This is a genomic window from Sporichthya sp. (assembly GCF_013815995.1).
Taxonomy (GTDB): domain Bacteria; phylum Actinomycetota; class Actinomycetes; order Sporichthyales; family Sporichthyaceae; genus Sporichthya.
In genome coordinates this window covers 21,588-45,151 of record NZ_JACDFE010000004.1, presented here as the reverse complement: position 1 = coordinate 45,151, position 23,564 = coordinate 21,588, and the positions used below count along the sequence as shown (strand labels likewise).

The 23,564-nt window shown below is 68.0% G+C and carries 23 protein-coding genes; 5 read left to right on the top strand and 18 right to left on the bottom strand.

The features are described from left to right. The first annotated feature begins 86 nt into the window (after positions 1 to 86). Positions 87 to 1,376, top strand: coding sequence for a TetR/AcrR family transcriptional regulator (locus H0X00_RS01150; RefSeq protein WP_293766720.1), 1,290 nt, complete (start codon positions 87 to 89; stop codon positions 1,374 to 1,376). Between the two features lie 266 nt (positions 1,377 to 1,642). Here H0X00_RS01150 and H0X00_RS01145 read toward each other — a convergent pair whose 3' ends face one another. The 13 genes from H0X00_RS01145 to H0X00_RS01085 all read right to left on the bottom strand — a co-directional run bounded on the left by H0X00_RS01145 (position 1,643) and on the right by H0X00_RS01085 (position 15,453). Beyond that, positions 1,643 to 2,986: a hypothetical protein gene (locus H0X00_RS01145; protein ID WP_293766718.1), complete on the bottom strand. Its 1,344-nt coding sequence runs from the start codon at positions 2,984 to 2,986 to the stop codon at positions 1,643 to 1,645. 4 nt (positions 2,987 to 2,990) lie between these two features. After that, complete coding sequence (locus H0X00_RS01140; RefSeq protein WP_293766716.1) at positions 2,991 to 4,241, bottom strand: ABC transporter substrate-binding protein; 1,251 nt, start codon at positions 4,239 to 4,241, stop codon at positions 2,991 to 2,993. After that, the gene (locus tag H0X00_RS01135; protein ID WP_293766714.1) at positions 4,242 to 5,435 is read right to left on the bottom strand and encodes a hypothetical protein; all 1,194 of its coding nucleotides are present in this window, start codon (positions 5,433 to 5,435) and stop codon (positions 4,242 to 4,244) included. Between the two features lie 91 nt (positions 5,436 to 5,526). Continuing rightward, the gene (locus H0X00_RS01130) at positions 5,527 to 6,768 is read right to left on the bottom strand and encodes a hypothetical protein (protein ID WP_293766712.1); all 1,242 of its coding nucleotides are present in this window, start codon (positions 6,766 to 6,768) and stop codon (positions 5,527 to 5,529) included. Positions 6,769 to 7,076: 308 nt separating this feature from the next. After that, a complete protein-coding gene (locus H0X00_RS01125) occupies positions 7,077 to 7,733 on the bottom strand; it encodes a helix-turn-helix domain-containing protein (RefSeq protein WP_367186381.1) in 657 nt (218 codons plus the stop codon). A 20-nt stretch (positions 7,734 to 7,753) separates the two neighbouring features. Next, positions 7,754 to 8,968, bottom strand: coding sequence for an allantoate amidohydrolase (locus H0X00_RS01120; protein ID WP_293766708.1), 1,215 nt, complete (start codon positions 8,966 to 8,968; stop codon positions 7,754 to 7,756). Beyond that, positions 8,961 to 9,413 carry a HutD family protein gene (locus H0X00_RS01115; protein WP_293766706.1) on the bottom strand — a complete coding sequence of 151 codons (453 nt, stop codon included), beginning with the start codon at positions 9,411 to 9,413 and terminating at the stop codon, positions 8,961 to 8,963. Before H0X00_RS01115 ends, H0X00_RS01120 begins: the two co-directional genes overlap by 8 nt. A gap of 7 nt (positions 9,414 to 9,420) precedes the next feature. Further along, on the bottom strand, positions 9,421 to 10,599 hold the full coding sequence (locus H0X00_RS01110; protein ID WP_293766704.1) for an FAD-binding oxidoreductase: 1,179 nt from the start codon (positions 10,597 to 10,599) through the stop codon (positions 9,421 to 9,423). Continuing rightward, positions 10,599 to 11,945, bottom strand: coding sequence for an FMN-binding glutamate synthase family protein (locus H0X00_RS01105; RefSeq protein ID WP_293766702.1), 1,347 nt, complete (start codon positions 11,943 to 11,945; stop codon positions 10,599 to 10,601). Before H0X00_RS01105 ends, H0X00_RS01110 begins: the two co-directional genes overlap by 1 nt. Before the next feature lie 16 nt (positions 11,946 to 11,961). Further along, the gene (locus H0X00_RS01100; protein WP_367186382.1) at positions 11,962 to 12,651 is read right to left on the bottom strand and encodes a protein glxC; all 690 of its coding nucleotides are present in this window, start codon (positions 12,649 to 12,651) and stop codon (positions 11,962 to 11,964) included. Positions 12,652 to 12,734: 83 nt separating this feature from the next. Beyond that, on the bottom strand, positions 12,735 to 13,646 hold the full coding sequence (locus tag H0X00_RS01095; RefSeq protein ID WP_293766700.1) for a hypothetical protein: 912 nt from the start codon (positions 13,644 to 13,646) through the stop codon (positions 12,735 to 12,737). Positions 13,647 to 13,703: 57 nt separating this feature from the next. After that, the gene (glnT, locus tag H0X00_RS01090) at positions 13,704 to 15,044 is read right to left on the bottom strand and encodes a type III glutamate--ammonia ligase (RefSeq protein WP_293766699.1); all 1,341 of its coding nucleotides are present in this window, start codon (positions 15,042 to 15,044) and stop codon (positions 13,704 to 13,706) included. Positions 15,045 to 15,144: 100 nt separating this feature from the next. Then, positions 15,145 to 15,453 (bottom strand): hypothetical protein, encoded by a 309-nt coding sequence (locus H0X00_RS01085; RefSeq protein WP_293766698.1) that lies wholly within the window; start codon positions 15,451 to 15,453, stop codon positions 15,145 to 15,147. Between the two features lie 149 nt (positions 15,454 to 15,602). On the opposite strand from H0X00_RS01085, the gene H0X00_RS01080 reads away from it, so the two are divergent. The 4 genes from H0X00_RS01080 to H0X00_RS01065 all read left to right on the top strand — a co-directional run bounded on the left by H0X00_RS01080 (position 15,603) and on the right by H0X00_RS01065 (position 17,919). Next, positions 15,603 to 16,187: a hypothetical protein gene (locus H0X00_RS01080; protein ID WP_293766697.1), complete on the top strand. Its 585-nt coding sequence runs from the start codon at positions 15,603 to 15,605 to the stop codon at positions 16,185 to 16,187. Beyond that, on the top strand, positions 16,184 to 16,639 hold the full coding sequence (locus H0X00_RS01075) for a hypothetical protein (RefSeq protein WP_293766696.1): 456 nt from the start codon (positions 16,184 to 16,186) through the stop codon (positions 16,637 to 16,639). The genes H0X00_RS01080 and H0X00_RS01075 overlap by 4 nt, the downstream gene beginning before the upstream one ends. 480 nt (positions 16,640 to 17,119) lie before the next feature. Next, the gene (locus H0X00_RS01070) at positions 17,120 to 17,512 is read left to right on the top strand and encodes a hypothetical protein (RefSeq protein ID WP_293766695.1); all 393 of its coding nucleotides are present in this window, start codon (positions 17,120 to 17,122) and stop codon (positions 17,510 to 17,512) included. After that, positions 17,509 to 17,919, top strand: a complete 411-nt coding sequence (locus H0X00_RS01065; protein WP_293766694.1) for a hypothetical protein — start codon at positions 17,509 to 17,511, stop codon at positions 17,917 to 17,919. Before H0X00_RS01070 ends, H0X00_RS01065 begins: the two co-directional genes overlap by 4 nt. A 1,380-nt stretch (positions 17,920 to 19,299) precedes the next feature. Here the strand turns inward: H0X00_RS01065 and H0X00_RS01060 are convergent. The 5 genes from H0X00_RS01060 to H0X00_RS01040 form a co-directional block, all read right to left on the bottom strand. Further along, the gene (locus H0X00_RS01060; RefSeq protein WP_293766693.1) at positions 19,300 to 20,448 is read right to left on the bottom strand and encodes an acyl-CoA dehydrogenase family protein; all 1,149 of its coding nucleotides are present in this window, start codon (positions 20,446 to 20,448) and stop codon (positions 19,300 to 19,302) included. A 67-nt stretch (positions 20,449 to 20,515) separates the two neighbouring features. Then, a complete protein-coding gene (locus tag H0X00_RS01055) occupies positions 20,516 to 20,728 on the bottom strand; it encodes an acetyl-CoA carboxylase biotin carboxyl carrier protein subunit (protein WP_293766692.1) in 213 nt (70 codons plus the stop codon). Positions 20,729 to 20,778: 50 nt separating this feature from the next. Next, positions 20,779 to 21,447, bottom strand: coding sequence for an enoyl-CoA hydratase/isomerase family protein (locus H0X00_RS01050; protein WP_293766691.1), 669 nt, complete (start codon positions 21,445 to 21,447; stop codon positions 20,779 to 20,781). 110 nt (positions 21,448 to 21,557) lie between these two features. Beyond that, complete coding sequence (locus tag H0X00_RS01045; protein ID WP_367186380.1) at positions 21,558 to 22,754, bottom strand: acyl-CoA dehydrogenase family protein; 1,197 nt, start codon at positions 22,752 to 22,754, stop codon at positions 21,558 to 21,560. Further along, positions 22,751 to 23,563 carry an enoyl-CoA hydratase-related protein gene (locus tag H0X00_RS01040; protein ID WP_293766689.1) on the bottom strand — a complete coding sequence of 271 codons (813 nt, stop codon included), beginning with the start codon at positions 23,561 to 23,563 and terminating at the stop codon, positions 22,751 to 22,753. Before H0X00_RS01040 ends, H0X00_RS01045 begins: the two co-directional genes overlap by 4 nt. Between the last annotated feature and the right edge of the window lies 1 nt (position 23,564).

Genomic DNA, 23,564 nt, shown 5'->3' with positions numbered 1-23,564 from the left:
ACCGACTTATCTACGACGCTCTGCTGTGTTCCAGATCTACCGTGCGGAGACATGAAGTTGAGTCAGCGCTCCGCTAACATCGACGCATGACTTCGGCGGAAGTGGCACCCAAGCGCCGCCGGCTGAGCGCGGAGGATCGACGGGCCCAGATCATCTCCGTCGCCCGCGAAGTCTTCATCGAGTTCGGTCATTCTGCGGCCCTGATGCGCGTGGTCGCCCAGCGCGCCAACATCGCCGAGCCGTTCCTGTACCGCCACTTCCACTCCAAGGAAGATCTCTATCAGGCGGCCGTCCTGGATCCCCTCGATGAGTTCGTCGACGGCATCACCGCGGAGATCCACGAACTCGCGCAGCGCTCGGACATCCCGCGGGCCCAGATCCTCGAACACTTCCACCAACTGTTCCTCTCGCAGATGGCTGAGCTGGCCCCGTTGATCGTGGCCACGCTCTACTCGGACAGCCAGGACGGCGCCGACCTCTACAACCGGGTGCTCCTGCCCCGGGTCCGCGAGGTGAGCGGGGAGATCATCGCGGACATCTCCGGCCGGGACACCAGCACGTTCGACCTCGATGTGCTGACCAAGGCCTTGATCGGGGTCTACTTCGGACTCGCGGTGGAGAACGCCATCGTGGGCGGAGTCTGGGATTCCCGCCGCCTGGGTCACGAGCTGGCGACATTGTTCGCCAATGGGATCACGCCCGACCGCAAGCGCCGTTCCGCCGAGATGGCCGCAGGCAGCGCCATCCCCATCGAGCCATTCACCCTCGAACTCGCCCCATCTCTCGAACTGGCGACGCGGCCGCGAGTTCCGCGCGAGGAACGTCGGGAGCTTGTCCATGTAGCCGCTCGCGAGGTGTTCGTCGAAGTGGGCCAGCGGCGGGCCCGCACGAAGGACATCGCGGAGCGAGCCGGCATCACCGAGGCCTTCATGTACCGCATCGTCGACTCCAAGGAGCAGCTCTACCGCGACTCCGTGGTCGTGCCCTTTGCGGAGGGCGTCGCGGAGTTTGCCGATCGGGTCAAGGTTCTCAGCGCCATCACGACCGGCGTCGCGTTCGTCCAGGCCTTCAACGAGCTCTCGCTCCGCTTCTTCGCGGTGTACGGACAGATCGGCGGTCTCACGCTGCTCTCCGAGCCGGTCGAGGGCCGTCAGGTCTTCAACGATGTTCTGCGTGCGCCGCTCGCCCAGCTCGAGAAGGCCCTCGGCAAGGGGTCAGGAATCGACCCGGACACCGTCGACCTGCAGGTCGCCCGCCGGGCCATCCTCGGCGCCCAGTGCGTCATCGCCCTCGACGGCAACGGGGCGGTCGACCCTCAACGCGAAAAGGAGTTGGCCCGGGGGCTGACGGTCCTGTTCACCGGAGGAATCCGGTAACGCACTCGGACTGCGCCAGCCGAACCCATACGCGGGTGGTCGGCGGGTACAACTTCCGCGGTTGACTCCATTTCGCGAAGGCCCTCGCGTTCACGTGTCGGGTCGGGTCGGGTCGGGTCATGCTTGGTGCCAAGGAGCGGCCGCGCATCGTTGCACGAGAGTAGACATAGTTTATCTACAGGAGACCGACTAGTTAGGCGCGGCACCGTTAAGTTCGCGTGTCCGACGTGCCCGTGTTGGCGCCGCTCAGCAGCACTGAGCCCCCGTCACTTCGTCTGGAGTAGAGAGAGCCCGCCCAGGGTGTACCCGATCATCAGCACCATCATGGGCAGCTGTCCGATGACCGCGTCTCGCTTCGGAAGCACGCGCATCGACCGGTCGTGTGCGGCCAGGACGCCGAGGATGTGCCCGAGCACGACCATGCCCACCTGGACCGAGGCGACCCCCCGGGCACTGAGCACTCCGTAGTTCACCTGCCAGGCCGCGGTCCCGAACAGATTCGATCCATCGACCAAGGGGTCGGAGGCGCTGATCACCGCCTGCTGGCCGGCGAAGACCAGCAGCGAGAAGTAGTGCGCCACCAGGTACCCGGCCGCGATCGGGACCAGGCTGTGCCCGAACAACCCGGCGAACCCGGGTGGCCCGTCGGGCGCCAGCGTCCCGGCCAGCCAGCTCGCCACCCAGAAAGCTCCGGCGATCACGCCGATCGCGACAGACAGGCCCACGGTGTTGAGGAGCGAGGGGGAGATGCCGGAGTCGTACACGAGGTCGATCCACCACTGCGTTCCCGAGATCGAGTCGAAGCCGGTGGAGCCGAGCAGGATGCCGAGAACCGCAACCAGTCCCGGCGCCACGTCGACGGAGTCCAGGTTCTGCAGCGGACTACGCAGGACGAGCGCGCCGTCGGCGCGCCGAGCGAGGACAGAGAGCCGACCCAGCAACGAGGACAACACCTCGAACCCGTCGCAACGGTCGAACCACTGGCGGCCGAAGAACAGCCCGCCGAGCAGGTTGAAAGCGGAGTACAGCACGAAGAACGTGGTCAAGGTGTGGGTCGAGTCGCGGTTCGGGGCGCAGAGCTCCAGCCAAACGAAGGCGAACAGTCCGGCCGCCGCCGGCCAGTACCCCAGCCAGGGTGGGAGGGGGAGCGGTGGTCGAGAGGGATCGACCCGGGCGGCCCGCGCGAGCCACCCGTGCAGGGTGCGTAGCGGATTGAGGACCCGCCACACCGGCCCGAACAGGAGCGAGGCCGGGACGAGCCCGACCCAGAACACGACATAGACCATTCCCGCGGTCGGGTTGAGGGCTACGTCCGGCCCGGCCAGGGCCGCGAAGGCGACGAAGGCGGCCAGAAGGAGCCCCACCGCGCGGAGAGACCATCGCAACCGTGACGAATCGAGCAGTGACCCCAGCGGGCCGGGAAGGACCCGGCCCGCGCCCGGTCCGGTAAAGCGCGGGGTACGCCACAGGAAGGCCGCGACGGCGAACGAGACGGCGAGCGCAACGAGCGCCCCCGCCAGCGCATAGCCGAAGGGCAGCGGGAGGTCCTCTCGGGAGGCCACCCCGTGCGCCAGGACGAGGTCCGCGTTCGCCGCGGCCGGGAGGGGCACCGTCTCAGTTCTGACGTGCAGTCAGGTAGGTCTTCGTGTCCGGAGCTGCGAACAGCGGCCTGACCTGACGCAACCCGCCAAGCTGACCTCGATCCGGGACGGCGACGTAGACCTGCCGTGTAGCCGGTGACTGAGGGTCGGCGAAGTCGAGGCCGGGCACCAGCCTGTCGGCGGTTACCGGCCCGTTCCCTCGGACGGCGGCCCGGACGCCTTCGCGCGTCAGGTCGCCCGCGGCGCAGGCCCGGACGAGAATCCGGTTCCAGATCTCGCCGAGCGCGAAGCCGAATTGGACACCGTTGCTGGGCGGATCGTTGTACCTGGACCCATACATCATGGCGATCTCCTTCGCCTTCGGCGCCGAGGCGGAGAACGGAATGGTGCTCCCGACCACGTGCAGGCGAGCGGCGAGCGCCCCGGCGGCGGGGGTCCACATCAAGCTGGGTGTGAAGCTCGGGCTGTTGCCGATCAGCGGTACGTCCAGGCCGAGCGCCTGGACTGCGGACGCGACCGACGCGGTCTGGATCGGGCTGGTCGTCAGCGCGATGGCGCGAACCCCCGCGCGCTCGAGCCCCGCGACCGTGGCGGTCAGGTCAGCATCGGCCGCCGTCACCGCAACCGACTTCACCTTGAGCCCGTGCCGCTTGGCGAAATAGGTCGAGCCTGCTAGGCCGTCGTCTCCGTAGGTGCCGCCGAGATAGATGTGGCCGAGGGTGTCGGCCCTTCTCAGCTCGCCCCGACCCATGAGGTACGCCAGCCCGTTGATCATCTCGAGGTCGTAGGTTGCCCCGGCGACAAGCAGATAGGGATTGCGGAGCAGCTCGGAGGAGAAGGAGCCGGAGGCAGCCATTACCTTCCGGTCGATCAGGTCCTGGTAGAGCGCGGCGAGGACGGGGTCCCCGAGCACCTGGATGAGCCCGACGACGTTCGGCTCCATCTCCGCGAACTGGGTCTCCGCGACCTCGGACCGGCCGCCGCTGTCCCGCGTCTCGAATCTGAGCTGCCGCGCACAGATGCCGCCGGCGGCATTGACGGCGTCGAGCCAGATCTGCTGGCCCCGCGTTACCGCCGAACCGAGGTCGGCGAGGGGCCCCGAGTTGTCCGTGAGAATTCCGAGGGTGATGGTGGAATCGGTGACGCCGTGGTCCGTCTTGAGGGCCGGGCCGCCGCCGGCCTCGGTCGTGCCTGAGGCGCCCGTGCACCCCGACGCCGTGAGGGCGCCCACCAGCAGCAGGGCGCAGAGTCGAATCAGGCGCATCTAGCGGCGGACGTCGCAGAGCGCCGACGCAGCCGACCCCACCTGCGGTCCCTCGGCCCCGGCTTCATTGCCGAGACCTAGGGAACGGTCGGGTCGGCGGTTGAGGACGACACCGGCCGCGAGCACGAATGCCCCGATGCCGAACAGCGCCATCCCGCCGCTCGCCGCCGGACCGAACGGCCACGACCGGCTTGCAGCCACCTTCTGCAGGGTCGGCGTCCAGGTGTGCGTGCCCGATAGCTCGGCCGCCCGGCCGTTGACAGTGACCGGCAGTTCCCAGCCCGACAGCGGCACGGGATCGGTGCTTGCCAGGGTGTCGGCGTCGAGCGTGGGCGCCCGCAAGCGGGCGTCGGTAAAGGTCACCGCAGTCGCGGTGCCGACCGGTACCCAAGCGCGGTTGGCGGGCGGGCTGGGCAGTCGCAGGGCCACGCGACTCAGACGGTACTCGGCGCTGTCCGCGCGCATGCTGGAGCCGGCGGGGCGCATGCGGAGCGCCACTGTGCCGTCAGCCCCGATCACGTCCAACTTGGTGCCGGGTTCGACCTCCAGGCGCAAGTTCGGATTCGGCGCCTGCAGGACGCGGGCAGTCACGGCGGCCGGGCTTTGTGCGACAGCCGTAACAACGGTTCCGAGGAACGGGCGGCGCTCGTTCGCGCCGGTAGCCACCACCGACTGGTCCCCGTACCGCAGGCCGATTTTCCACGTGGACAGGATCTGGACCTTGCGGCTCACGACGCCGGCCGCCGATCCGCCGGGGAGGTCGACATCGGGCGGAAGCGGAGCGTCAATCCGAGGGTCGGCCCAGGCCCACCGTCCCTGCTCCGAGAGCTTGTCCCAGTGACGGTCCGTCAGTTTGCTTGCCAGCGTAGCCGGAGCACGCAGGAACGGCGAGGTCAGATCGGCGTACACGCCGTCCGCCGAGACCTGCAGGAATGGCGCACCGTCCGGGGTGAGCACCGTCAGTGGCGTCGGCGTCGAATTGGTCAAGAAGAGCAGGGTCCGGGCGTCGCCGTCGTTGCCGATGGCGAGGGTGGCCCCCGGTGGCAACGCCGGTCGAAGATCGGTGATGACCGTCACAACGCTCGGGTCCGCGTGGGCAAGGGCTGCGGTCGGCGCCGCGACCGCCGCGGCCAAGAGCACGGACGCGACGACGGCCGACCGCCGGGCACCGCTGCACGGGGGGCGCCTGCGCATGGATTCCTCACTGGGGACAAGAGCTGGTTCGATGCGGGTGAAACGGAAGTCGCCGGAGGCGGGACGAGCCCCGCCTCCGGCGACCCTGACCTCAGCCTGAGCCGGTGTAGCAGCCCGGCCCGCCGATCGCTTCGAACGGTCCGGTCTTGTCGCCCGCCCACTTCTTGACGTTGAAGGTGAACGCGGTGGCCATGTTCTCCTCGACCACGAAACACAGCTTCGGGAAGACGCTCGCCGTCGTCCTCTGCATCTCGGCCAGCCAGCCGTCGTAGTAGGAGCGGGCCTCGGCCGTGATCGGCGGCAGCCAGTTGCCGTGGTGGAGCGGGATGTACAGCTTGGCCCCGATCTCCTCCGCGTACCGACGAGCCTCGACGAAGCCGTTGGTGTAGGTCAGCTCCTGGATCCCGCCCAGCTCGACGTCCGGGCGTTCCTTCAGCGAGAGAGCCCGCAGCCCCTCGCGAATCTCGGCTTGGCCCGGCTCGATCGGGTTGAGTGAGCCGGAGGATCCGTGGTGGACGACGTTGAAGCCCTTGTAGCCCACCATGAAGAGCAGGTTGCCGTTGTCGAAGTCCTGTGTGAGCCCGAAGTCGGCCAACTGCTCGGGCGACGGCGTGTCGTCGACCAGGGGCGAGGGGTCCGCGCCGACGTAGGGGTAGGTCAAGTCGTCCGGGTACGGCCGGATCTGGCTGTGCTTGATGTTCACGACCGTGATGTCGAGACCCGGGATCGGGCTCTCCGGTTTGCCGACCGTGCCGAACGGCGTGACCAAGGGTTCGCCGCTAATCGGGAGAGCGTAGGTGTCCAGACCGGTGAACACGCGCCCGGAAGAGTCGCGGACGTAGTTGCAGTTGACCGCGGACTCTTTGAAGCCACGCTGGATGGCATCCCGCTTGGCGAAAAGGCAGCCGCCGGCCGTGGTGACCAGCTGTGCCCCGGTGATCGCCGCGATCCGCGAGGCGTGACGCATCTGGTCGAGGTGCGTGTGGTTCTGGAGGATTGCCTCAGGCTTTGCGTCGATGACCTCGTCGAGGCTGATGTAGGGCGTCTGGTTCGACCCCTGCAGGTTGTCCATGATCGTGGAGTCGAGCAGCACGATGCGGCCGCCGAAGTTGGCGATGTAGGTCGTGATGGCGACCCACTTGACCTGGACGTTGTCCGGGTTGGCCCAGTCGGCGCCGAAGATCTTTTCGCGGGCGGCCGTGGCGGCGGCGGCCAGCTGGGCTTCCGTGCGGGTGTCCTCGGCGGAGGCGCCGGTCAACGGCAGCGCCGCGCCCGCGGTCAGGAGCGCTGCGGCTGCGCCCCAGACCGCGAGACGCTGGATTCTCGTCTTCATCGGGACCAGCCCGGGACGCGCATGCCGGGAATGGTCCCGGTCGTGGCCTTCACCATGAATGATGCATCTCCTCGTATTCGGGGACTGCCGGACCGGATCACCGGAACGGCAGCGCGTGCTGTAGCACTACCTGTTAACTCTAGGTGGACACAGTCTACGGAGATGAAACCCTCGTCGGAATTGCTCGCGTGTTACGGTCGTGTTTCTGATGGCTTGTCCCCGTTTCCGGCGGAATGTCCGAATCCGCATGACGGCGGACATCTGGTGGCAAGCGAGCCCCCAATCAGAGTGGGGCGCGCTCAGCCGCGTCAGACGGATATGTCTGGAAACGCGATCACAGACAGGAAGCGGATCGGAACCTGTACCAGGATTGCCGGACCGTGCGTGCCTTCGCCGTCGAACTGAAGGGAGTCGCCTGGTCCAAGCCGGTACGTCGAGCGACCATGCTCATAGTCCATCTTGCCTTCGAGCATGTAGATGAACTCCGTGCCCGGGTGCTGAAACAGCGGATAGGTGTCGCTCTTGGCCGTCAACGTCACCATGAGGCACTCAAGGCGCTTGTGCTCTCCGCGGAGTGTGCCGAGCAGCTCGTAGTCGTGGCCGGCCTGGGACCCATTGCGCACGATCCGGGTCCCGCGGCCGGCCTTGACATAGGACACTTGGCGTTCGGTGTCCGCACCACGGAACAACGAGGTCACCGGAACATCGAGGCCCCGTGCGAGAGCGGCGAGAGTACTCAGGCTGCACGCGGTCTGAGCGTTCTCGATCTTGGACAGCATCGCCTTCGAGATGCCGACCTCGACAGCCATGTCCGCGACCGAAAGGCCGCGGTGAGTGCGCAGGTCACGGACATTGCGAGCAATGGCAACCTCGAGCGCGACCGAGTCGAGCGACTCGTCGGTCGCGCGACTCCGAGCGATGCCCGCGCGATCGCGCAGCAGGCTCTCGTCTTCGGGCACGCACATACCTTATCCATGACGCCCGCTCACCTGGTCAGGAGGAGTTCGAGGCCGGCGGCGAGCGCGAGGGCTCCCGCCTCGGCATCGGCGTCCTCGATGTACTCATTGGGCGAGTGGGAGATCCCGGTGGGGTTGCGGACGAAGAGCATTGCGGTGCGCACGTGCTCCTTCAGGACGCCGGCATCGTGGCCGGCCCCGGTGCCGAGGACCGGCGCGTTCCCGAGAACCATTGCGAGGTCCTCGCGAAGCTGCGGGTCGAAGTCGACGGTGGGGCTGTAGGACTCCTCGACGACCGTGGCGGTACATCCCTCTTCCGCCGCCAGCCGACCGGCGGATCGCCGGATCCGTTCGACGAGCGCGTGCACGACCGTGTCCTCGGGATGACGAACGTCGAGCCAGACGTCGACCCGGGACGCGATGACGTTCGTGCCGCCGGGGGTCGGGATCAGCCGCCCGACGGTGGCCCGGGCATCAGCCGTCTCCCGCGCGAGCGACTGGATCCCGACGACGAGCTTCGCTGCGGCGACCAGCGGGTCTCGGCGGTCAGCCATGAGCGTGGCGCCCGCGTGGTTGCCTTCTCCGTGGACCGTGATCCGCCACCGTCCGTGGCCGAGGATCGAGGACGCGACCGCCACCGGCCGGTCGAGGTCGACGAGGCCGCGGCCCTGCTCGACGTGGAGCTCGACGAAGGTGTCGATGCGGGCCAGGGCCGCCGGATCGGCACCCAGGTGCGCCGGGTCGAGGCCTGCCTTCGCGCACACCTCGGCGAACGTCGTGCCGTCGCCGTCCTTCAGGGCACGCGCCCGGTCAGGGGTGACGGCCCCCGTCATCAGTTGCGACCCGAGGCAGGCGAGGCCGAACCGGGACCCCTCCTCCTCGGGAAAGACGGCGATGGCCCTGGGGCGGTCGGGCGCCACCCCCCTGGACGTCAGATGGTCGAAGGCGACCAGCGCTGAGGCGACACCGAGGGGACCGTCGAATGCACCCCCACCCGGCACCGAGTCGAGGTGACTGCCCGTCACCACCGCGCCGGAACGGTCGCGGCCCGAGACGTGCCAGGCCCAGATGATCCCGTTCCGATCGGTCTCGACATCGAGGCCGCGGTCGCCCGCCTTCGCGACGAACCATTCCCGAAGCTCGAGCTCCGCGGTGGACCAGACGGGCCGGGAGTAGCCGCCGCGTTGCGGATCGGTTCCGACGTCCGCGATCTCCGCGAGCAGTGAGGTCACGGTGTCAGACATCGGCAACCGCCGTCAGCGAGGTCAGCAGGACGTCGGCATCCAGCTCGCCCAGGACTACGGTCGCATGCGCGCCCTGACTCATGCGTTGACCGGCCGGGCGATGGACGACCTCGGCGTGCCAGGCACCCCGACGGGTCATCACGTTCAGGGCCCGGGTCGGCTGGTCGAGGGCGACCGATACCAGCGCCTCTCCGGGGAACCGGACCTGCCCGCCGGACTCGAGATGGACGACTGATCCGTCGATGGTCAGGCGGAGCTCACCGAGCGCCGTGAAGAGGCGATCCAGGCCAGGGAACTCCGAGAACGGCGCAGCCTTGTCGATGTCGGCGAGACTGATCCGCCACAGCGTCTCGCCGTCGGAATCTGTCGCGATGGCCAGCTCTCGAGTGGCGCCGGCACCGTTGCGCCACCGAACCGGCGCCACCCGCAAGGCATCGAGGATCATCGAATCGTCAGCGCATCTCGCCGGCGCCCACGTAGGGGTGCAGGCTGGAGAGGAACTTGCCCTCGGCGAACCGTTCCAAGCGGAAGTCCGAGGCCGGGATGTCCGGGTCGGTGCTCTCCCCCTCGAAGACCAGGTCCGCGACGAGGTCGCCCACGGCGGGGGCGATCTTGAAGCCGTGACCGGCGAAACCGGCACACACGAGAAGGCCCTCGACCTGACCGGCCGGGGCGATGACGGGATTCCAGTCGGGCAGGACGTCGTAGACCCCGGCGTAGTTGTGGGTGACCGACGGGTCCGGAAAACCGGGGAAGCGATGCATCAGCTTCTCGGCGTACCTCATGATGCTCGCCTCGCTGACGACGTTCGAGTAGGTGTCGGCGTCGGCGTACTTCTTCTCGAAATCGGCGTGGTCGCTGTTGCCGACCAGGAACTGACCGGCGCCCTCGAGCCGGCAGTACTGCAGGCTCACCAGGTCGGACACCACCGGCACGTTCGCCAGCGGCACGCCCGCGTCGACGATGATCAGCTCCGAGCGGTACGCCTCGATCGGAAAGTCGATGCCGAGGTCCGCGAGGAGCTTGGCCGACCACCAGCCGGCCGCCACGATGACGAGGTCCGCCTCGACGACCTCGCCGCTTGCGAGCTCAACGCCGGTGACCTTCTCCCCCTTGGTGAGGATCCGCGCGACGGGCGTGCTCTGGCGGATCCTCGCGCCCTTGGCGCGGGCCACCTGGCCGTAGTGGAGGGCGAGCTGGGTCGCGTCGGCGAACCCGCCGCGGGGCTCGTACGACGCCGAGGCGACGTCGCCGATCTCCATCATCGGCCAGAGCGCCTCGAGCTGATCGTTGTCGATGAGGTCGACGTCGATCCCCAGGCTCTGGTGCATCGCGGTGTTGGCCTTGAGCGGCTCGACGTTCTCCTCGCCGACGATGACGGTGTAGCCGACCTGGCGGAAGCCCACCTCCTCACCGAGTTCCTCGAACACGGGAAGGCTGCGCCAGGCCATGGCGGCGATGGACGGGACGCCGTAGTGCGAGCGGACGATGCCGCTGGACTTGCCCGTCCCGCCACCGGCGAGGACCTGGCGCTCAAGGACGAGCACCTCCGACAGACCGCGTTCGGTGAGGGCGCGGGCGATCGACAGGCCGATCAGCCCGCCGCCGATGACGACTGCCCTACTGGCCATCAGAAGGTGCCTCCGTTGTTCCAGCCGGGGATCCACGAGGTGCCGGCGAGCGGCACCCGAGCCATGGCGGCGGCCTCGATGGACACCGCGACGAGGTCCTCGGGCTCGAGGTGCGTTAGGTGTGCCTTGCCGCAGGCGCGCGCGACGGTCTGGGCCTCCATCGTGAGCACCCGCAGGAAGTTCGCGAGCCGGCGCCCGCCCACGATCGGGTCGAACCGGGCCGCGAGCTCCGGGTCCTGGGTCGAGATGCCGGCGGGGTCCTTGCCATCCTGGAAGTCGTCGTAGAAGCCGGCTGCGCTGCCGAGCGCCTCATACTCCGCTGACCATTTGGGGTCGTTGTCGCCGAGAGCGATGAGCGCTGCCGTCCCGATCGCCACCGCGTCCGCACCCAGGGCCATCGCCTTGGCGACGTCGGCACCGTTGCGGATGCCGCCGGAGACGATCAACTGAACCTCCCGGTGCAGCCCGAGCTCCTGCAGCGCCTGCACGGCCTGCGGAATCGCGGCCAGGGTCGGGATGCCGACGTGCTCGATGAAGACGTCCTGCGTGGCGGCGGTGCCGCCCTGCATTCCGTCAACCACGACGACGTCGGCGCCGGCATGGCAGGCGAGCTTGACGTCGTAGTAGGTGCGGGTGGCTCCGACCTTGACGTAGATCGGCTTCTCCCAGTCGGTGATCTCCCGGAGTTCGACGATCTTGATGGCGAGATCGTCCGGGCCGGTCCAGTCGGGGTGGCGCGACGCCGAGCGCTGGTCGATGCCTTGGGGAAGAGTTCGCATGCCGGCGACCCGCTCGGAGATCTTCTGACCGAGCAGCATGCCGCCACCGCCCGGCTTCGCTCCCTGGCCGAGCACGATCTCGATCGCGTCGGCCTTGCGCAGGTCGTCGGGGTTCATGCCGTAACGGCTCGGGAGGTACTGGTAAACGAGGTGCTTGGACTGACCACGCTCCTCCGGCGTCATGCCGCCGTCACCAGTCGTCGTCGACGTACCGACCTCGGACGCGCCGCGTCCGAGCGCCTCCTTCGCCCGGCCGCTGAGTGCGCCGAAGGACATACCCGCGATCGTCACCGGGGTCTGCAGGTGCAGGGGGTACTTGGCGTTGCGGGTGCCGAGGACCACGTCGGTCCCGCACTTCTCGCGATAGCCCTCCAAGGGATACCGGGACATCGACGCTCCGAGGAACAACAGGTCGTCGAAGTGCGGCAGCGCTCGCTTGGCGCCCCACCCGCGGATGTCGTAGATGCCGGTCTGGGCGGCACGCTGGATCGCCGCGATCGTGGCCCGGTCGAAGGTCGCGGACTCACGCAGGCCGAGCCGGGCGCGATCGTCGTCGGTGTAAGCCATGGTCGTGTGCTCCCGATCAGTACGCCGACGTGTTGTCGACGTGGAAGTGGTAGAGCTGCCGGGCCGAGCCGTAGCGGGTGTACGAGGCCGGATCGTCGTCCTCGAATCCGGCGGACTTGAGCAGCCCGGCGAGTTCCTCGTGGTGCTCGGGCCGCATCTCCTTGGCGACGCAGTCGGCACCGAGGGAGGCGGCGGCCCCGCGGATGTAGAGGCGGGCCTCGTAGATCGAGTCGCCGAGACCGTCGCCGGCCCCGCCGCGGACCACCAAGCGTCCGGCCTGGGCCATGAAGGCACTGTTGTGGCCGATGTTTCCGCCGACGACGATGTCGACGCCCTTCATCGAAATGCCGCAACGGGCTGCGGCGTCGCCCTCGATCACCAGCAGCCCACCGTGCGCGGTGGCCCCGGCCGACTGCGAGGCGTTGCCCTTGACCACGACCGTTCCGCTCATCATGTTCTCAGCGACGCCGGTGCCGGCGTTGCCGACGATGATGATCTCGGCCTGCTGGTTCATGCCGGCGGCGTAGTAGCCGACGTGGCCGTTGACAGTGATCTTGACGGGAGCGTTCACTCCGACCGCCACAGCATGCGCGCCGAAAGGCTGGTCGATGATGAACTCCCCCTCGAGGCCGGCGGCATGCAGCGCCTGGTTGACCTCGCGCAGCGGCGTCTGGCTCAGGCAGTAGCGCGTGGCCTCAGCGGTCACCTCGGCGACGTCGGCCGTCACATCGGCGACATCGGCTGTCACGTCGGCGACGTCGGCGCTCACATCGGTGCTCACATCGGTGCTCACGCAGCGACCTCCTCACGGGTCCAGGCGTAGATGACCTCGGGCTCGGGCTCCCAGATCCGGGCACGCTCGATCCCCGGGAGGTGGGCGAGGGCACGGAACTCCGAGGCCATTGCGACCCAGTCGTCGGTCTCGGCGATCACTGCAGGCTTGCAGGCGATCGCATCACGGACCACGGCGAAGGAGTCGCGATTGGAGACCAGCAGCGTGTAGAAACCGTCGAAGGTCGCGCACAACTCCTTCAGCGCCCGCTCGACGTCCTTGCCGTCGGCCAGCTGCTTGGCGACGAAGCGCGCGCCGACCTCCGTGTCGTTCTCGCTGTCGAACTCGACACCGGCCGCCCGCAGCTGACGGCGAATCGTCGCGTGATTGGAGAAGGAGCCGTTGTGCACCAGGCACTGGCCCGGTCCAACGGCGTAGGGGTGCGCGCCGGCCGATGTGACCGCTGACTCGGTGGCCATCCGGGTGTGGCCGACGCCTTGCCAGCCCTGGGCGTTACGCAGTCCCCAGCGCTCGGTGAGCGAGGTCGGGCTGCCCACGCCCTTGAGAACCGTAAGGTCGGCGCCGAAACCGCCGACCAACTCGCGCGGGTAGACCTTCTTGGCCGCCGCGAGCAGCGTCTCGGAGTCGACCTGACCGGTAATCAGATACATCGTGTCGACCTCGGTGACGGTGACCTCGGCACCGACCTCGGCACCCAGCGCGGTCGCCACCTCGCCGGTTGTCGCACCGACCTCGATGAGCGAAAGGGCGCCCCGTCCTGCCGGCGTCCAGGTCGGGTCGCCGTAGACAGCGATCCCGGCGGAGTCCGCGCCGCGGTTCTCCATCTCGCAGAGCATCCCGGTCAGCAGGTCACCCAGATGCGGGTGAAGCCCGGGGTTGCGCAGGTGCAACCCCACAATTCCACACATGGTGGTCCTCTCAGTGGGCGAGAGACGCCCGCAACGCGGGAGCCTCGCCAGGCGGGGTCAGAAGGCAGTCAGGTAGCGGTCGTGCTCCCACGAGGACACGTGCGCGTGCCAGGCGAAGAATTCCTCGCGCTTGAGCTGTGCAAAGTAGGTGGCAACGCTCGGGAGCCCGGCGTCGGGCCACTCCCCCAGGACGGCGTCGAGCATCGCGGTGACGACCGGGTCGGCCTCGAGCGCCTCAACGGCGTGCAGCAGGGTCAGCGGTAGAGAGCCGCCCGGCCCGCTCCCGAGAGCACCCGGATCGGCACTCCGCTTCACTCCGTCCAAGCCGGCGGCGAGCGCTCCGGCGATAGCGAGATAAGGGTTGGCCGAGCCGTCACCACCGCGGAGTTCCAGACGCTGCTTGTCCGGGATCCGGATGTAGTGGGTGCGGTCGTTGCCACCCCAGGTCGGCGACCGCGGCGCCCAACTGGCGCCCGACGCGGTCGTCGTCGCACTGGTGCGCTTGTAGCTGTTCACCGTCGGCGCGATCACCGCTTGGAGGGCGCTGGCGTGCTCGAGGATCCCGGCCACGAAGGCGCAAGCCGTATCGCTCAGGCCGAGCCCCGTCGGGTCCTCCGCTGCATCATCGACCGGGAAGACCGGAGCACCGCCACTCGTCAGCGACAGATGGAGGTGCAGGCCGGAGCCGGTCTTGTTCGCATACGGCTTGGGCATGAAGGTCGCGATCATGCCGCGCTCGGCAGCCAAAACGCTGAGCAGGTAGCGCAGGGTGATCACACGGTCGGCGGTGGTCAGCGCCTCAGCAAACTTGAAGTTCTGCTCGAACTGACCGCTGCCGTCCTCGTGATCGTTGGCGTAGTTGCCCCACCCCAGCTGATTCATGGCCACGGAGATGGCGGCAAGGTGGTCGTACATCCGGGTCACGGCACGGGCGTCGTAGCAGGGTTGGGCGGCGGTGTCGTCGTCGTCGGCCGGCACGAGTTCTCCGGTTGCGTTGCGTTTGAGCAGAAAATACTCCACCTCGGCGCCAACCCACGCCTCGAATCCGGCGTCCGCTGCCTGCTGGACGAGGGCCTTCAGGATGTTGCGCGGCGCGAACGGCCACGGCTTACCCAACACGTGGGGGTCGCAGTGCACGATCGCCAGTCCTTCCTTGACGAATGGCACCGGCGTGAAGGAGTCCAGGTCAGGTATCGCGATCAGGTCAGGGTCCTTGGGCTCCTGTCCCATCGCACCGACGGCGTACCCGGCGAACCCGACCCCATCGGTCGCGAATTCATCAACGGCCTCGACCGGGACGAGTTTGGCGCAGGGCTTGCCGTTGAGATCGACGAACAGGGCGAGGAGGAACTTCGTGCCGGCCGCCTCGCACAGCGCGGCCAATCGGTTTGCCGACACGGTCGGTTCCTTCCGGGGGTCCACCTACATGATACTCCGTCTACGTAGAGTAGACCTCGATTATTACGCGCGCATCACACGATGCACATCCACTGGTCCGTCACACTCCAGCCGGCGTGAGGCTATTGCGCTGACCGTCGACCATCGTCTGCTCCTTGGCCGCGGCCTTCTCGGCGATCCGGAAGTCCCGGTGCCCGGTGGCGATGGTGCACATCCACACGATCAGGAACGAGAGCCCGATCGAGGTGAACGACGCCAGGTAGACCACCCACTTGTCCGGTTCGGCGCTGAGCACGTTGAACATCGGCCAGCCCGCACCCCCGTAGGCGGCCGAGACACCCATGCAGAGAATCGGGTCGAGGTGCTCATCGACGACGAGCCGTCGGGACCAGCAGGACGCGGATGCCAATGCGCCGGGAGAGTTCCGCGCTCTGCTGTATTCGTGCCGTCGGGGTCGCCGGGCTCCCAGGTTGACTCCATTTCGCTCCACGAATGACTCCACGGCCGGATCGGGGAGCATCGTTGACGTTACGCATAGCCGGAATATATGCTCCTTCTATGCGTAGTGAGGCCCCGCCGCTGATGCCGATTTTCCGATCCCGACATCAGGCCGACCTGCTGACCTGGCTCTTGCTGCACCCTGACCAGGAGTACACGACGACCGAGCTCGCCAAACGCCTCGACGTCCCCCTGACCACACTGCACCGGGAGGTCCAGCGCCTCGTCGCCGCCACCGTTTTGCAAGCGCGCTCGGTCGGACGCAGCCGGTTGCTTCGGGCCAACCCTGAGCACCCCTCGGCCGCCGCGCTCACCCGCCTGCTGGAACAGACCTTCGGCCCCCACACGGTGATCGAGGACGAGTTTGCCGGCCTCACCGGCGCGCAGACGGTCCTGATCTTCGGGTCGTGGGCCGCCCGGTACGACGGCGCTGAAGGCCCGCCCCCGGCCGACATCGACGTCCTGGTCATCGGACACCCGGATCGGGCGGAGGTCTACGACGCAGCCGACCGCGCCCAGGTGCGCCTGGGCCTGCAGGTGAACCCGGTGCTGCGCTCCCCCGAGCAATGGGGCGACGGCACCGATCCGCTCGTACAGCAGATCCGGGCAGCCCCGGCCGTGACCGTGCACGCGAGCACCGAATGACCCGGTGGGCCCGCGGCGAGACCGAGATCGCCGAGCTGGTCAAGACCGGCCGGCTGCAACAGGTGACGGGTGGTCAGGCCGACGGCACTGCCCTGCTCGACAAGGCACGGCGGGTAGCGGACAGCGCAGCAGCCCTGGTCGACTCCGACCCCGACAGCGCCTACGTCCTCGCCTACGACGCCGCCCGCCATGCCGGGACCGCGCTCCTGACCCACCAAGGTCTGCGTCCGACCAGCAAGGGAGGGCACTACGCGCTGGACCTCTCACTGCGGGCACAGTTCGGCACCGGCTTCCGTGCGTTCTCCACCCTGCGCCGCCGACGTAACGAACTGGAGTACCCGTCGATGCCCAGCGATGCCGCCACCACCGCCGAGGCCGAGGCCGCCGTCCAGGACGCCCGAGCCGTCATCGACTCCGCGTCCCAGCTCCTGCCGGGCCTCGCGATCTGGTGATCGCAGGCGACGAGTGGGGCGGGTCGGACTCGAACCGACGGCCCAGGGATTATGAGAACTCTTGGCTTGTCCCCTGTGCTGACCTGCATAAGCACTGGTCACTCGCATCCCTAACTGGTCGAATCCCCCGCTGTAAGGGGTAGCCCGAATCCGACCTGCCAGAGGAGATAACGATGACCACAGCCACGGACCGACCCAGCGCCGCGGAGCACATCGCCGGCGCCCCTTGTACGTGCACGTTCAGCCCCGCACGCCATCCGACGCTCTCCGACCCGGCCGGAGCGATGACGATGATTCGTCGCGTGGGGGTCGGGGAAAGACACCGCCAGCGGCGAGCACCCGCCTAGCCGCAGGGACGCCAGTGGACCTCATCGGCTGCGTCCGGCGCTCAGTGAGGAGCTTTGACATGTCCAAGCCACAACCTCCGCCGGTTCCTTCCTTGGCCGAGGCGTCGTCGCCGGGATCGCCGGGACGGTGGTCATGACCGCCTTCCAGCGACTCGTCGAGATGCCCGTTACCCATCGCGTGGACAGCTACGCGCCCGCCGACTTCGCGGAGAGGGTCCTGCCTGTCGCGCCGAAAACGGCCCGGGGACGACAGCGCTTGAACGAGACCACTCACCTGGCCCTGGGCACTCTCTGGGGGTCCGCGTACGGCGTCGCGGCCCGCCGCGGACTGCGCGGGCAGCGAGCCGTGAACGTCGGGTTCGCGGTCGTCTACTCCGGCGACGTGCTGCTCAACACCGCGCTGGGGCTCTACCGGGCGCGGGACTGGAGCGTCAGGGACTGGAACGTCGACCTGGTCGAGAAGTACGTCCAGGCACAAGCGGTCGGTGCGGTCTTCGACCGCTTGCTCGACCCGGTGTCGGCGTGACCGGCGCGCAGGGTGACCGTACTTTGGCTCGCGCCTACGCCGCCCTCACCGGCGCGACGGTCGTGCTGATCGGCATCGGGGGACTCCTGCTCGGCAACGAGTCGCTTTTCGATGTCCTCAACATCGACCGGGCCGAGGACGCCATCCACCTGCTCAGCGGCGGGACGCTGCTGGCCGCCGGGCTGCTGGTCCGCGACGAGCGCGTGGTCCGCGGCGTCGTCGGCGTGGTCGGGGTGGCCTACCTCGCTGTCGGCCTGCTCGGCTTCGTCGCCCCCCGCCTGTTCGGTCTCGTTCCGCACGGCTACGACACCGTCCTCGACAACCTGATACACCTCACGCTCGGCGTCCTCGGCGTGGCGATCGGCTTCGTGATCGGCTCACGATCGGCGCCGTTCACGGTGCGGTGACGGAGCGAGCAGCCCCCCGATGCGCAGCGCCTGGGCTGCCGAACATGGCGGACCTAAGCGAGTTGGGGGACAGCGCCGACGTGCGGTGCTGGCCCTGCGGCGACAAGGTGCCCAGCCAGGCCAAGGCGAACGACCCGAACCAACCCGGCCGCGGACCAGGTTTCGCCCGCCGTGCAAGGCGACCGCGGCCGGGGTGTCGTCCGGCTGGCCCACAAGCGCTGCAACGATGCCAGGGGCGCGAGTAGCGATCGTCCGTAGGCGCCGCTCCGCCCGGGCACGACCACGTCGTAGCGTCGCTAGCCAAAGCACGCTACCCGTAAGTCAGACGCTCGTTGATCCAGATCTCCTCGACCGTGGGGTCGTCGAGGTACTTCTGCAGCGGACCGAACCGGCCACCGCGTCGAACACCTGGTGGGCCGCGAGGCGCAGGTCGACCAGCTTCGGCAGGCGCCGGTCAGGCTGCGGTCGTCGTACTCCGCGATCACCTCGTCGACCAGGCGGCGGACGGCGGCCGGGGTCGGCAACTGGGTCCAGGCCGCGGCGGCGGACCAGCTCGCGGACCTCGTCCTCGACCACCGCGAACGCGTTCACGGGGTCCCCCGACCACAGGACGTTCTGGCTGGACGGTTGCATGTCAGTGGCGGCGGGAGCTGGCACATGGGCAGGTTCATGTAGCGAATGGCTGCGCGCAGCGGATAGGGCGAACCTGGTCGCCTTCCGTGGCTACGCGGCGGATCTCAACCACCAGCTGGTGGGCCTGTGCGTGCCGCTGCCTGCCCATCCGAGCGACCCGTGCGAGTGGGCAGAACCCGCGTTGCTCGTGAGTATGCACGGCAGCGCCGTCCAAGGCGCGCGGTGCGCGCTGGACCCAACCCCCGCGGCTAGGGTCGGTGGGGCGGGTCGGACTCGAACCGACGGCCCAGGATTATGAGACCCCCACATCGGGGCCTCTAGGGCTTCTACCTGCAGCTATGGCATCAGCCCGTCTTGCTCCAGACGCCTACAGCCTCTGCAGTTGACTCCATTTCGCTCCACGAATAGCTCCACGCGATCCGCATCGCGTAACTGGGTCTGGCGTCGACCCGCTGACCGAGACCGACGACCTTATCTGCCCCGTGATTCAGTTGCAGGCCCCATCGACGAGCGGTTCGGCTGCGCCTCGGCGCAAGGCACCTGCCTCACGTTCGGTTCGGGCAAAGAAGCGCTTCACCACCCTCATGAGCTGGGTCGGCCGTCTCCGGTTGGAGCCGATCGCCGCCTGCCTCAAGTCCTGTTCACAGCATTTCGCTCCACGGCCTAAATGGCTCCACGCATTAGGTGACCAGGAGCTGGTTGGTGCCCTCTTGCTTTGCGGGGGCTGTACGTGGCGGGGTCTCGCGTTCAGAGCTTTCCGAGTACGCCGCGAGCGATGATCAGCTGCTGGATCTGGCTGGTGCCCTCGTAGATCCGGAAGACCCGGGAGTCCCGGTAGAAGCGCTCCACCGCGACCCCGCGCATGTAGCCGGCACCGCCGTGGATTTGCACCGCACGGTCGGCCACCCGACTCACCATCTCGCTGGCGAAGTACTTCGCCGCGGACGGGCCGACCGTGGTGTCGGTGCCCGCGTCGTAGTGTGCGGCTGCCTCGAGTACTAGCGCCCTCGCGGCCCGATGGTCCGTCACAGAGTCCGCGACCATGCCCTGGACCAGCTGGAATGTCCCGATCGGGGTGCCGCCCTGTTTGCGGTTGCGGGCGAATTCGACCGACTCGTCGACCAGGCGCTCAGCCATCCCGACGCATATCGCGGCGACGTGCACACGGCCGTGTGCCAGGCAGCGCATCGCGGTGATGAAGCCTTTGCCTAGTCCGTCCTCGCCGCCGATCAGCGCGTCAGCCTCGACCCGGACGTCGTCAAGATAGACGTCGGCGGTCCAAGCGCCAGCCTGGCCCATCTTCCGATCCTTGGGCCCCACGTTCAGCCCGGGGCTGCCCTTCTTGACCAGGAACGTCGAGATCCCCCGCTGAGCCTTGCCTTCGGGGTTGGTACGTGCGAACACCATGAACGCGTCCGCGATCGGCGCGTTGGTGATGTAGCGCTTGACGCCATTGATCACCCACTGGTCGCCCTCGCGGCGAGCAGTCGTGGTCAGCCCGGAGGGGTCGGAGCCCGCGTCGTCCTCGGTGAGGCAGAACGAGGCGGTGACCTCACCGCTGGCGATCTTCGGTAGCCACTCGTCCTTCTGCGCCTGCGTGCCTCCCTCGATCAGCACGTGCCCCGCAATGCCGTTGTTCGTGCCGAACATCGAGCGCAGGGACGGCGTGGTGTAGCTGAGCTCGATGGACATCCGTACCTGCTGCGTCAACGGCAGCCCGAGCCCGCCGTACTCCTCGGGCAGGGCGAACCCGTAGAGGCCCATCGCCTTGCACGCCTCGCGGATCGAGTCCGGGATCTCGTCCTTGTCCTCGATCTCGTTCTCGATCGGCATCACACGCTCACGGACGAACTGCCGCACCGAGGCCAGCACGTCGTGGAAATCCGACTCGTCCATACCGACCGCTCCCGTATCAATCATCGGCTTGCGCATACCGTCCGGTCTGCGAGGCGAACGCGCTCGCTCATTCCAGCTCGACAAGAGGTTCGCCTTCTCGCACCGGATCGCCCTCGTTCTTCAGGACGCGTGACACCGTTCCGGCGTATTCCGCCTCGACGGGCATCTCCATCTTCATGGCCTCCAGGATGGCCACGGTGTCGCCTTCGGCGACCGTGTCTCCTGGGGCGACGAGGAGCTTCCAGAGCGACCCGGTCACCGTCGCATCGATCGTGGCCACGCTTCCTCCATTTGTGTTCGGTTCTCCGAAACGCCGTCCACCGCTCCGTATCAGTTCAGCCAGCCGTCCAGCATCGGGTCGGTGTTCTGGTCCAGAACGGTGCGCATGAGTTGCCCTGCCCGGCCTCGCAGCTGCTCCTTGACCCGTCCGTAGGCCGGTAGTTCGGCCAGACCATCGGCGAGTTCGACCGCCCGCTGGACCAGTCCTTCCGGATCGCACAGTTCGTCAACGATCCGGTTGTCGAGGGCCCCTTGAGGACTCAGGGTGCGCCCGGTCAAACACAAGGTGCGGGCGGTTGCCGGGTCAAGCTCGGCCTGCACGATATGCAGTGCAATCGCGGGGTAGGGCACGCCTGCCCGAACTTCGGTCAGGCCGAGGGAGTAGTCGCCGGTGGCGGCGACGCGCTGGTCGCATGCCAGCGGAATCACCAGTCCACCAGCGAGGCTGTGTCCGTTGATCGCGGCCACCGTCGGTACCGCGGCGGTGTAGAGCTGGTACAGGAACTGGTTCAGGGCTGTAACCATCGCGCGTTGTTGGAAGCCGTCGTAGCCGGCGGCCAGCTTCGTGTCGATGCCCGCGCAGAAGCACGGACCTTCGCCGGTGATCACCAGGGCCCGACACTTTCGGTTGAGTTCCCTGTCGACCATGTCGATGAGTGCCGTCAACAGCTCGATGTCGAGTGCGTTCACCGGTTTTCGGGCGAGCCGAATCAGCGACACGTCCGATACCTGCTCTAGAACGAGGTTGCTGAGTTGTCCGTGCACGGTAGGTGTGTCCCCTCGGATTGCCGGGTGGGCGGCGGGCTGTGCCCGGGCGGGCAGGCGCAGTCTTAGTAGGAGCGCGGCAGCCCGAGGCTGTGCTCGGCGACGTAGTTGAGGATCATTTCGCGTGAGACGGGCGCGATAGCCATGAGCCGCACGGTCCACCAGAGGCTGGTCAGTCCGTATTCGAGTGCTATGCCGTTGCCGCCGTGGGTCTGAATCGCCTGGTCCACGCATTTCATGCCTGCTTCGGCGGCGGCGAATTTCGCCATGTTGCAGGCCTCCCCGGCGGGGAGGCCTGCGTCGTGCAACGCCGCTGCGCGCTGCATCGTGTGGCGTGCGAGCTCGAGGGCCATTTTCGCCTCGGCCAGGGGGTGGGCGATTCCCTGATGGCTGCCGATCGGGGCTGACCACACCTGTCGCTCCCGGGCGTAGGTGCACGCGCGTTCCAAGGCGTAACGACCCGTTCCGGTGCAGATCGAGGCCGCGATCAGCCGCTCCGGGTTCAGGCCGTCGAAGCCGATACGCAGCCCGTCGCCTTCAGCGCCCACGAGCCGGTCGCCCGGAACGCGCACATTGTCGAAAAAGAGGGTGAATTGCAGCTCGGGCGCGTCCAGAGCTGTCGGGATCACTGTGCGTTGCAGGCCTGGGGCGCCGGCGTCGACGAGAAACAGGGAGAGCTGCCCTGGTGCCCCTGGCGCGGAAGCGCCACTGCGTGCGACGACGAGGACGGCGTCAGCCTCGTTGACTCCGGAGATGAATGTCTTGGCCCCGTTCAGTACCCAATCCTCGCCGTCGCGACGGGCCGTCGTGGCGATCCGGTGGGTATTGGAGCCGGCGTCAGCTTCGGTGATCGCGAACACGATCTTCGACGTTCCCGCGCCAATTCCTGGCAGCCATCGTTCGCGTTGAATCGGCGAGCCGTGGCGCGTCAAGATGGTGCCGGCGATAGCTGGTGAGACAAGCAGCAGCAGTAGCGGGCAGCCCGCCGCCGCAAGTTCCTCGCTGACCATGCAGAGCTCGCGCAGGCCCAGACCGCCTCCGCCGTATGCCTCGGGGATGTTGACCCCCAGGTACCCGCCCGCGGCGAGACTGTCCCAGAGTTCGGTCGGGGACTCGCCTCGGCGCGCTGCGTCGATGAACCGATCGTGGCCGTAACGCAGTGCGCACGTGCGGACAGCGTCACGGATCGCGCGCTCTTCGTCGCTTTCCACGAGGGGGAGCGCAACGATGGACGAGGTCTCATTCACCCCTGGCCTGCTCATGCGCCGGTGTACACAGCGGGCCGGGATTCGCGGAATGCGCTGACGCCTTCGAGGAAGTCGGTCGTGCGGGCGAGCTCCGTCTGCAGACGTTCCTCCACGTCGAGTTGTCCGGCGAAGCCACCGTGAACCGCCGCCCGCAATCCGTCCTTCAGGGCGGCATAGGCCATCGTCGGGCCGGCTGCGAGACGCATCGCCACAGCCTCGGCTTCGGCGTCCAGCGCGTCGTCAGGAACCACGCGGTTGGCAAGGCCGAGTTCCGCGGCCTGGCTCCCACTGAGTTGCTTGCACAGTGCGGCCAGCTCGAACGCGCGGCGATGGCCGATAGCGGTGGCCAGGGTGAGCGTCGACCCGCCGTCCGGCACGAGGCCGAACCGGGCCCAGGACGGGCCGAACACCGCCGACTCGGAGGCGATGATCATGTCGCAGGCCAGCGCGAGGGAGAAGCCGATCCCGAATGCGGGCCCTCGGACCGCGGCGATTACGGGCTTTCGCAAGGCACACGTGGCATTGATGGCCCCGTGGTGGACGTCGAGTTCCTCTCGCAGGTCGTGGGTGCCGTCGGCCCCGGTGGAGAACCCGATCCTCAGGTCGATCCCGGAGGAGAACGCGCGCCCGGCACCGATGATGATCACCGCACGAACCTCGGGCGCGGAGGCCTCTTCGACCAGCACCCGGGTGAGCGCGCGCCCGAAGGCGAGCGACCAGGCGTTGAGGGCCTCGGGCCGGTTCAGGGTCACCCGGCCCAGCCCGGCAGTGCAGGAGAACGTCACCAGTTCGCCGCGAGCCAGCGGGTGGTCGCCGGCGCTCATC

Bases quoted from the DNA above. Each gene is read 5' to 3' on its own strand.
- H0X00_RS01150 (WP_293766720.1), top strand. From the start codon at position 87: ATGACTTCGGCGGAAGTGGCACCCAAGCGCCGCCGGCTGAGCGCGGAG.
- H0X00_RS01140 (WP_293766716.1), bottom strand. From the start codon at position 4,241: ATGCGCCTGATTCGACTCTGCGCCCTGCTGCTGGTGGGCGCCCTCACG.
- H0X00_RS01135 (WP_293766714.1), bottom strand. From the start codon at position 5,435: ATGCGCAGGCGCCCCCCGTGCAGCGGTGCCCGGCGGTCGGCCGTCGTC.
- H0X00_RS01130 (WP_293766712.1), bottom strand. From the start codon at position 6,768: ATGAAGACGAGAATCCAGCGTCTCGCGGTCTGGGGCGCAGCCGCAGCG.
- H0X00_RS01125 (WP_367186381.1), bottom strand. From the start codon at position 7,733: ATGTGCGTGCCCGAAGACGAGAGCCTGCTGCGCGATCGCGCGGGCATC.
- H0X00_RS01120 (WP_293766708.1), bottom strand. From the start codon at position 8,968: ATGTCTGACACCGTGACCTCACTGCTCGCGGAGATCGCGGACGTCGGA.
- H0X00_RS01115 (WP_293766706.1), bottom strand. From the start codon at position 9,413: ATGATCCTCGATGCCTTGCGGGTGGCGCCGGTTCGGTGGCGCAACGGT.
- H0X00_RS01110 (WP_293766704.1), bottom strand. From the start codon at position 10,599: ATGGCCAGTAGGGCAGTCGTCATCGGCGGCGGGCTGATCGGCCTGTCG.
- H0X00_RS01105 (WP_293766702.1), bottom strand. From the start codon at position 11,945: ATGGCTTACACCGACGACGATCGCGCCCGGCTCGGCCTGCGTGAGTCC.
- H0X00_RS01095 (WP_293766700.1), bottom strand. From the start codon at position 13,646: ATGTGTGGAATTGTGGGGTTGCACCTGCGCAACCCCGGGCTTCACCCG.
- H0X00_RS01080 (WP_293766697.1), top strand. From the start codon at position 15,603: ATGCGTAGTGAGGCCCCGCCGCTGATGCCGATTTTCCGATCCCGACAT.
- H0X00_RS01075 (WP_293766696.1), top strand. From the start codon at position 16,184: ATGACCCGGTGGGCCCGCGGCGAGACCGAGATCGCCGAGCTGGTCAAG.
- H0X00_RS01070 (WP_293766695.1), top strand. From the start codon at position 17,120: ATGACCGCCTTCCAGCGACTCGTCGAGATGCCCGTTACCCATCGCGTG.
- H0X00_RS01060 (WP_293766693.1), bottom strand. From the start codon at position 20,448: ATGGACGAGTCGGATTTCCACGACGTGCTGGCCTCGGTGCGGCAGTTC.
- H0X00_RS01045 (WP_367186380.1), bottom strand. From the start codon at position 22,754: ATGAGCAGGCCAGGGGTGAATGAGACCTCGTCCATCGTTGCGCTCCCC.
- H0X00_RS01040 (WP_293766689.1), bottom strand. From the start codon at position 23,563: ATGAGCGCCGGCGACCACCCGCTGGCTCGCGGCGAACTGGTGACGTTC.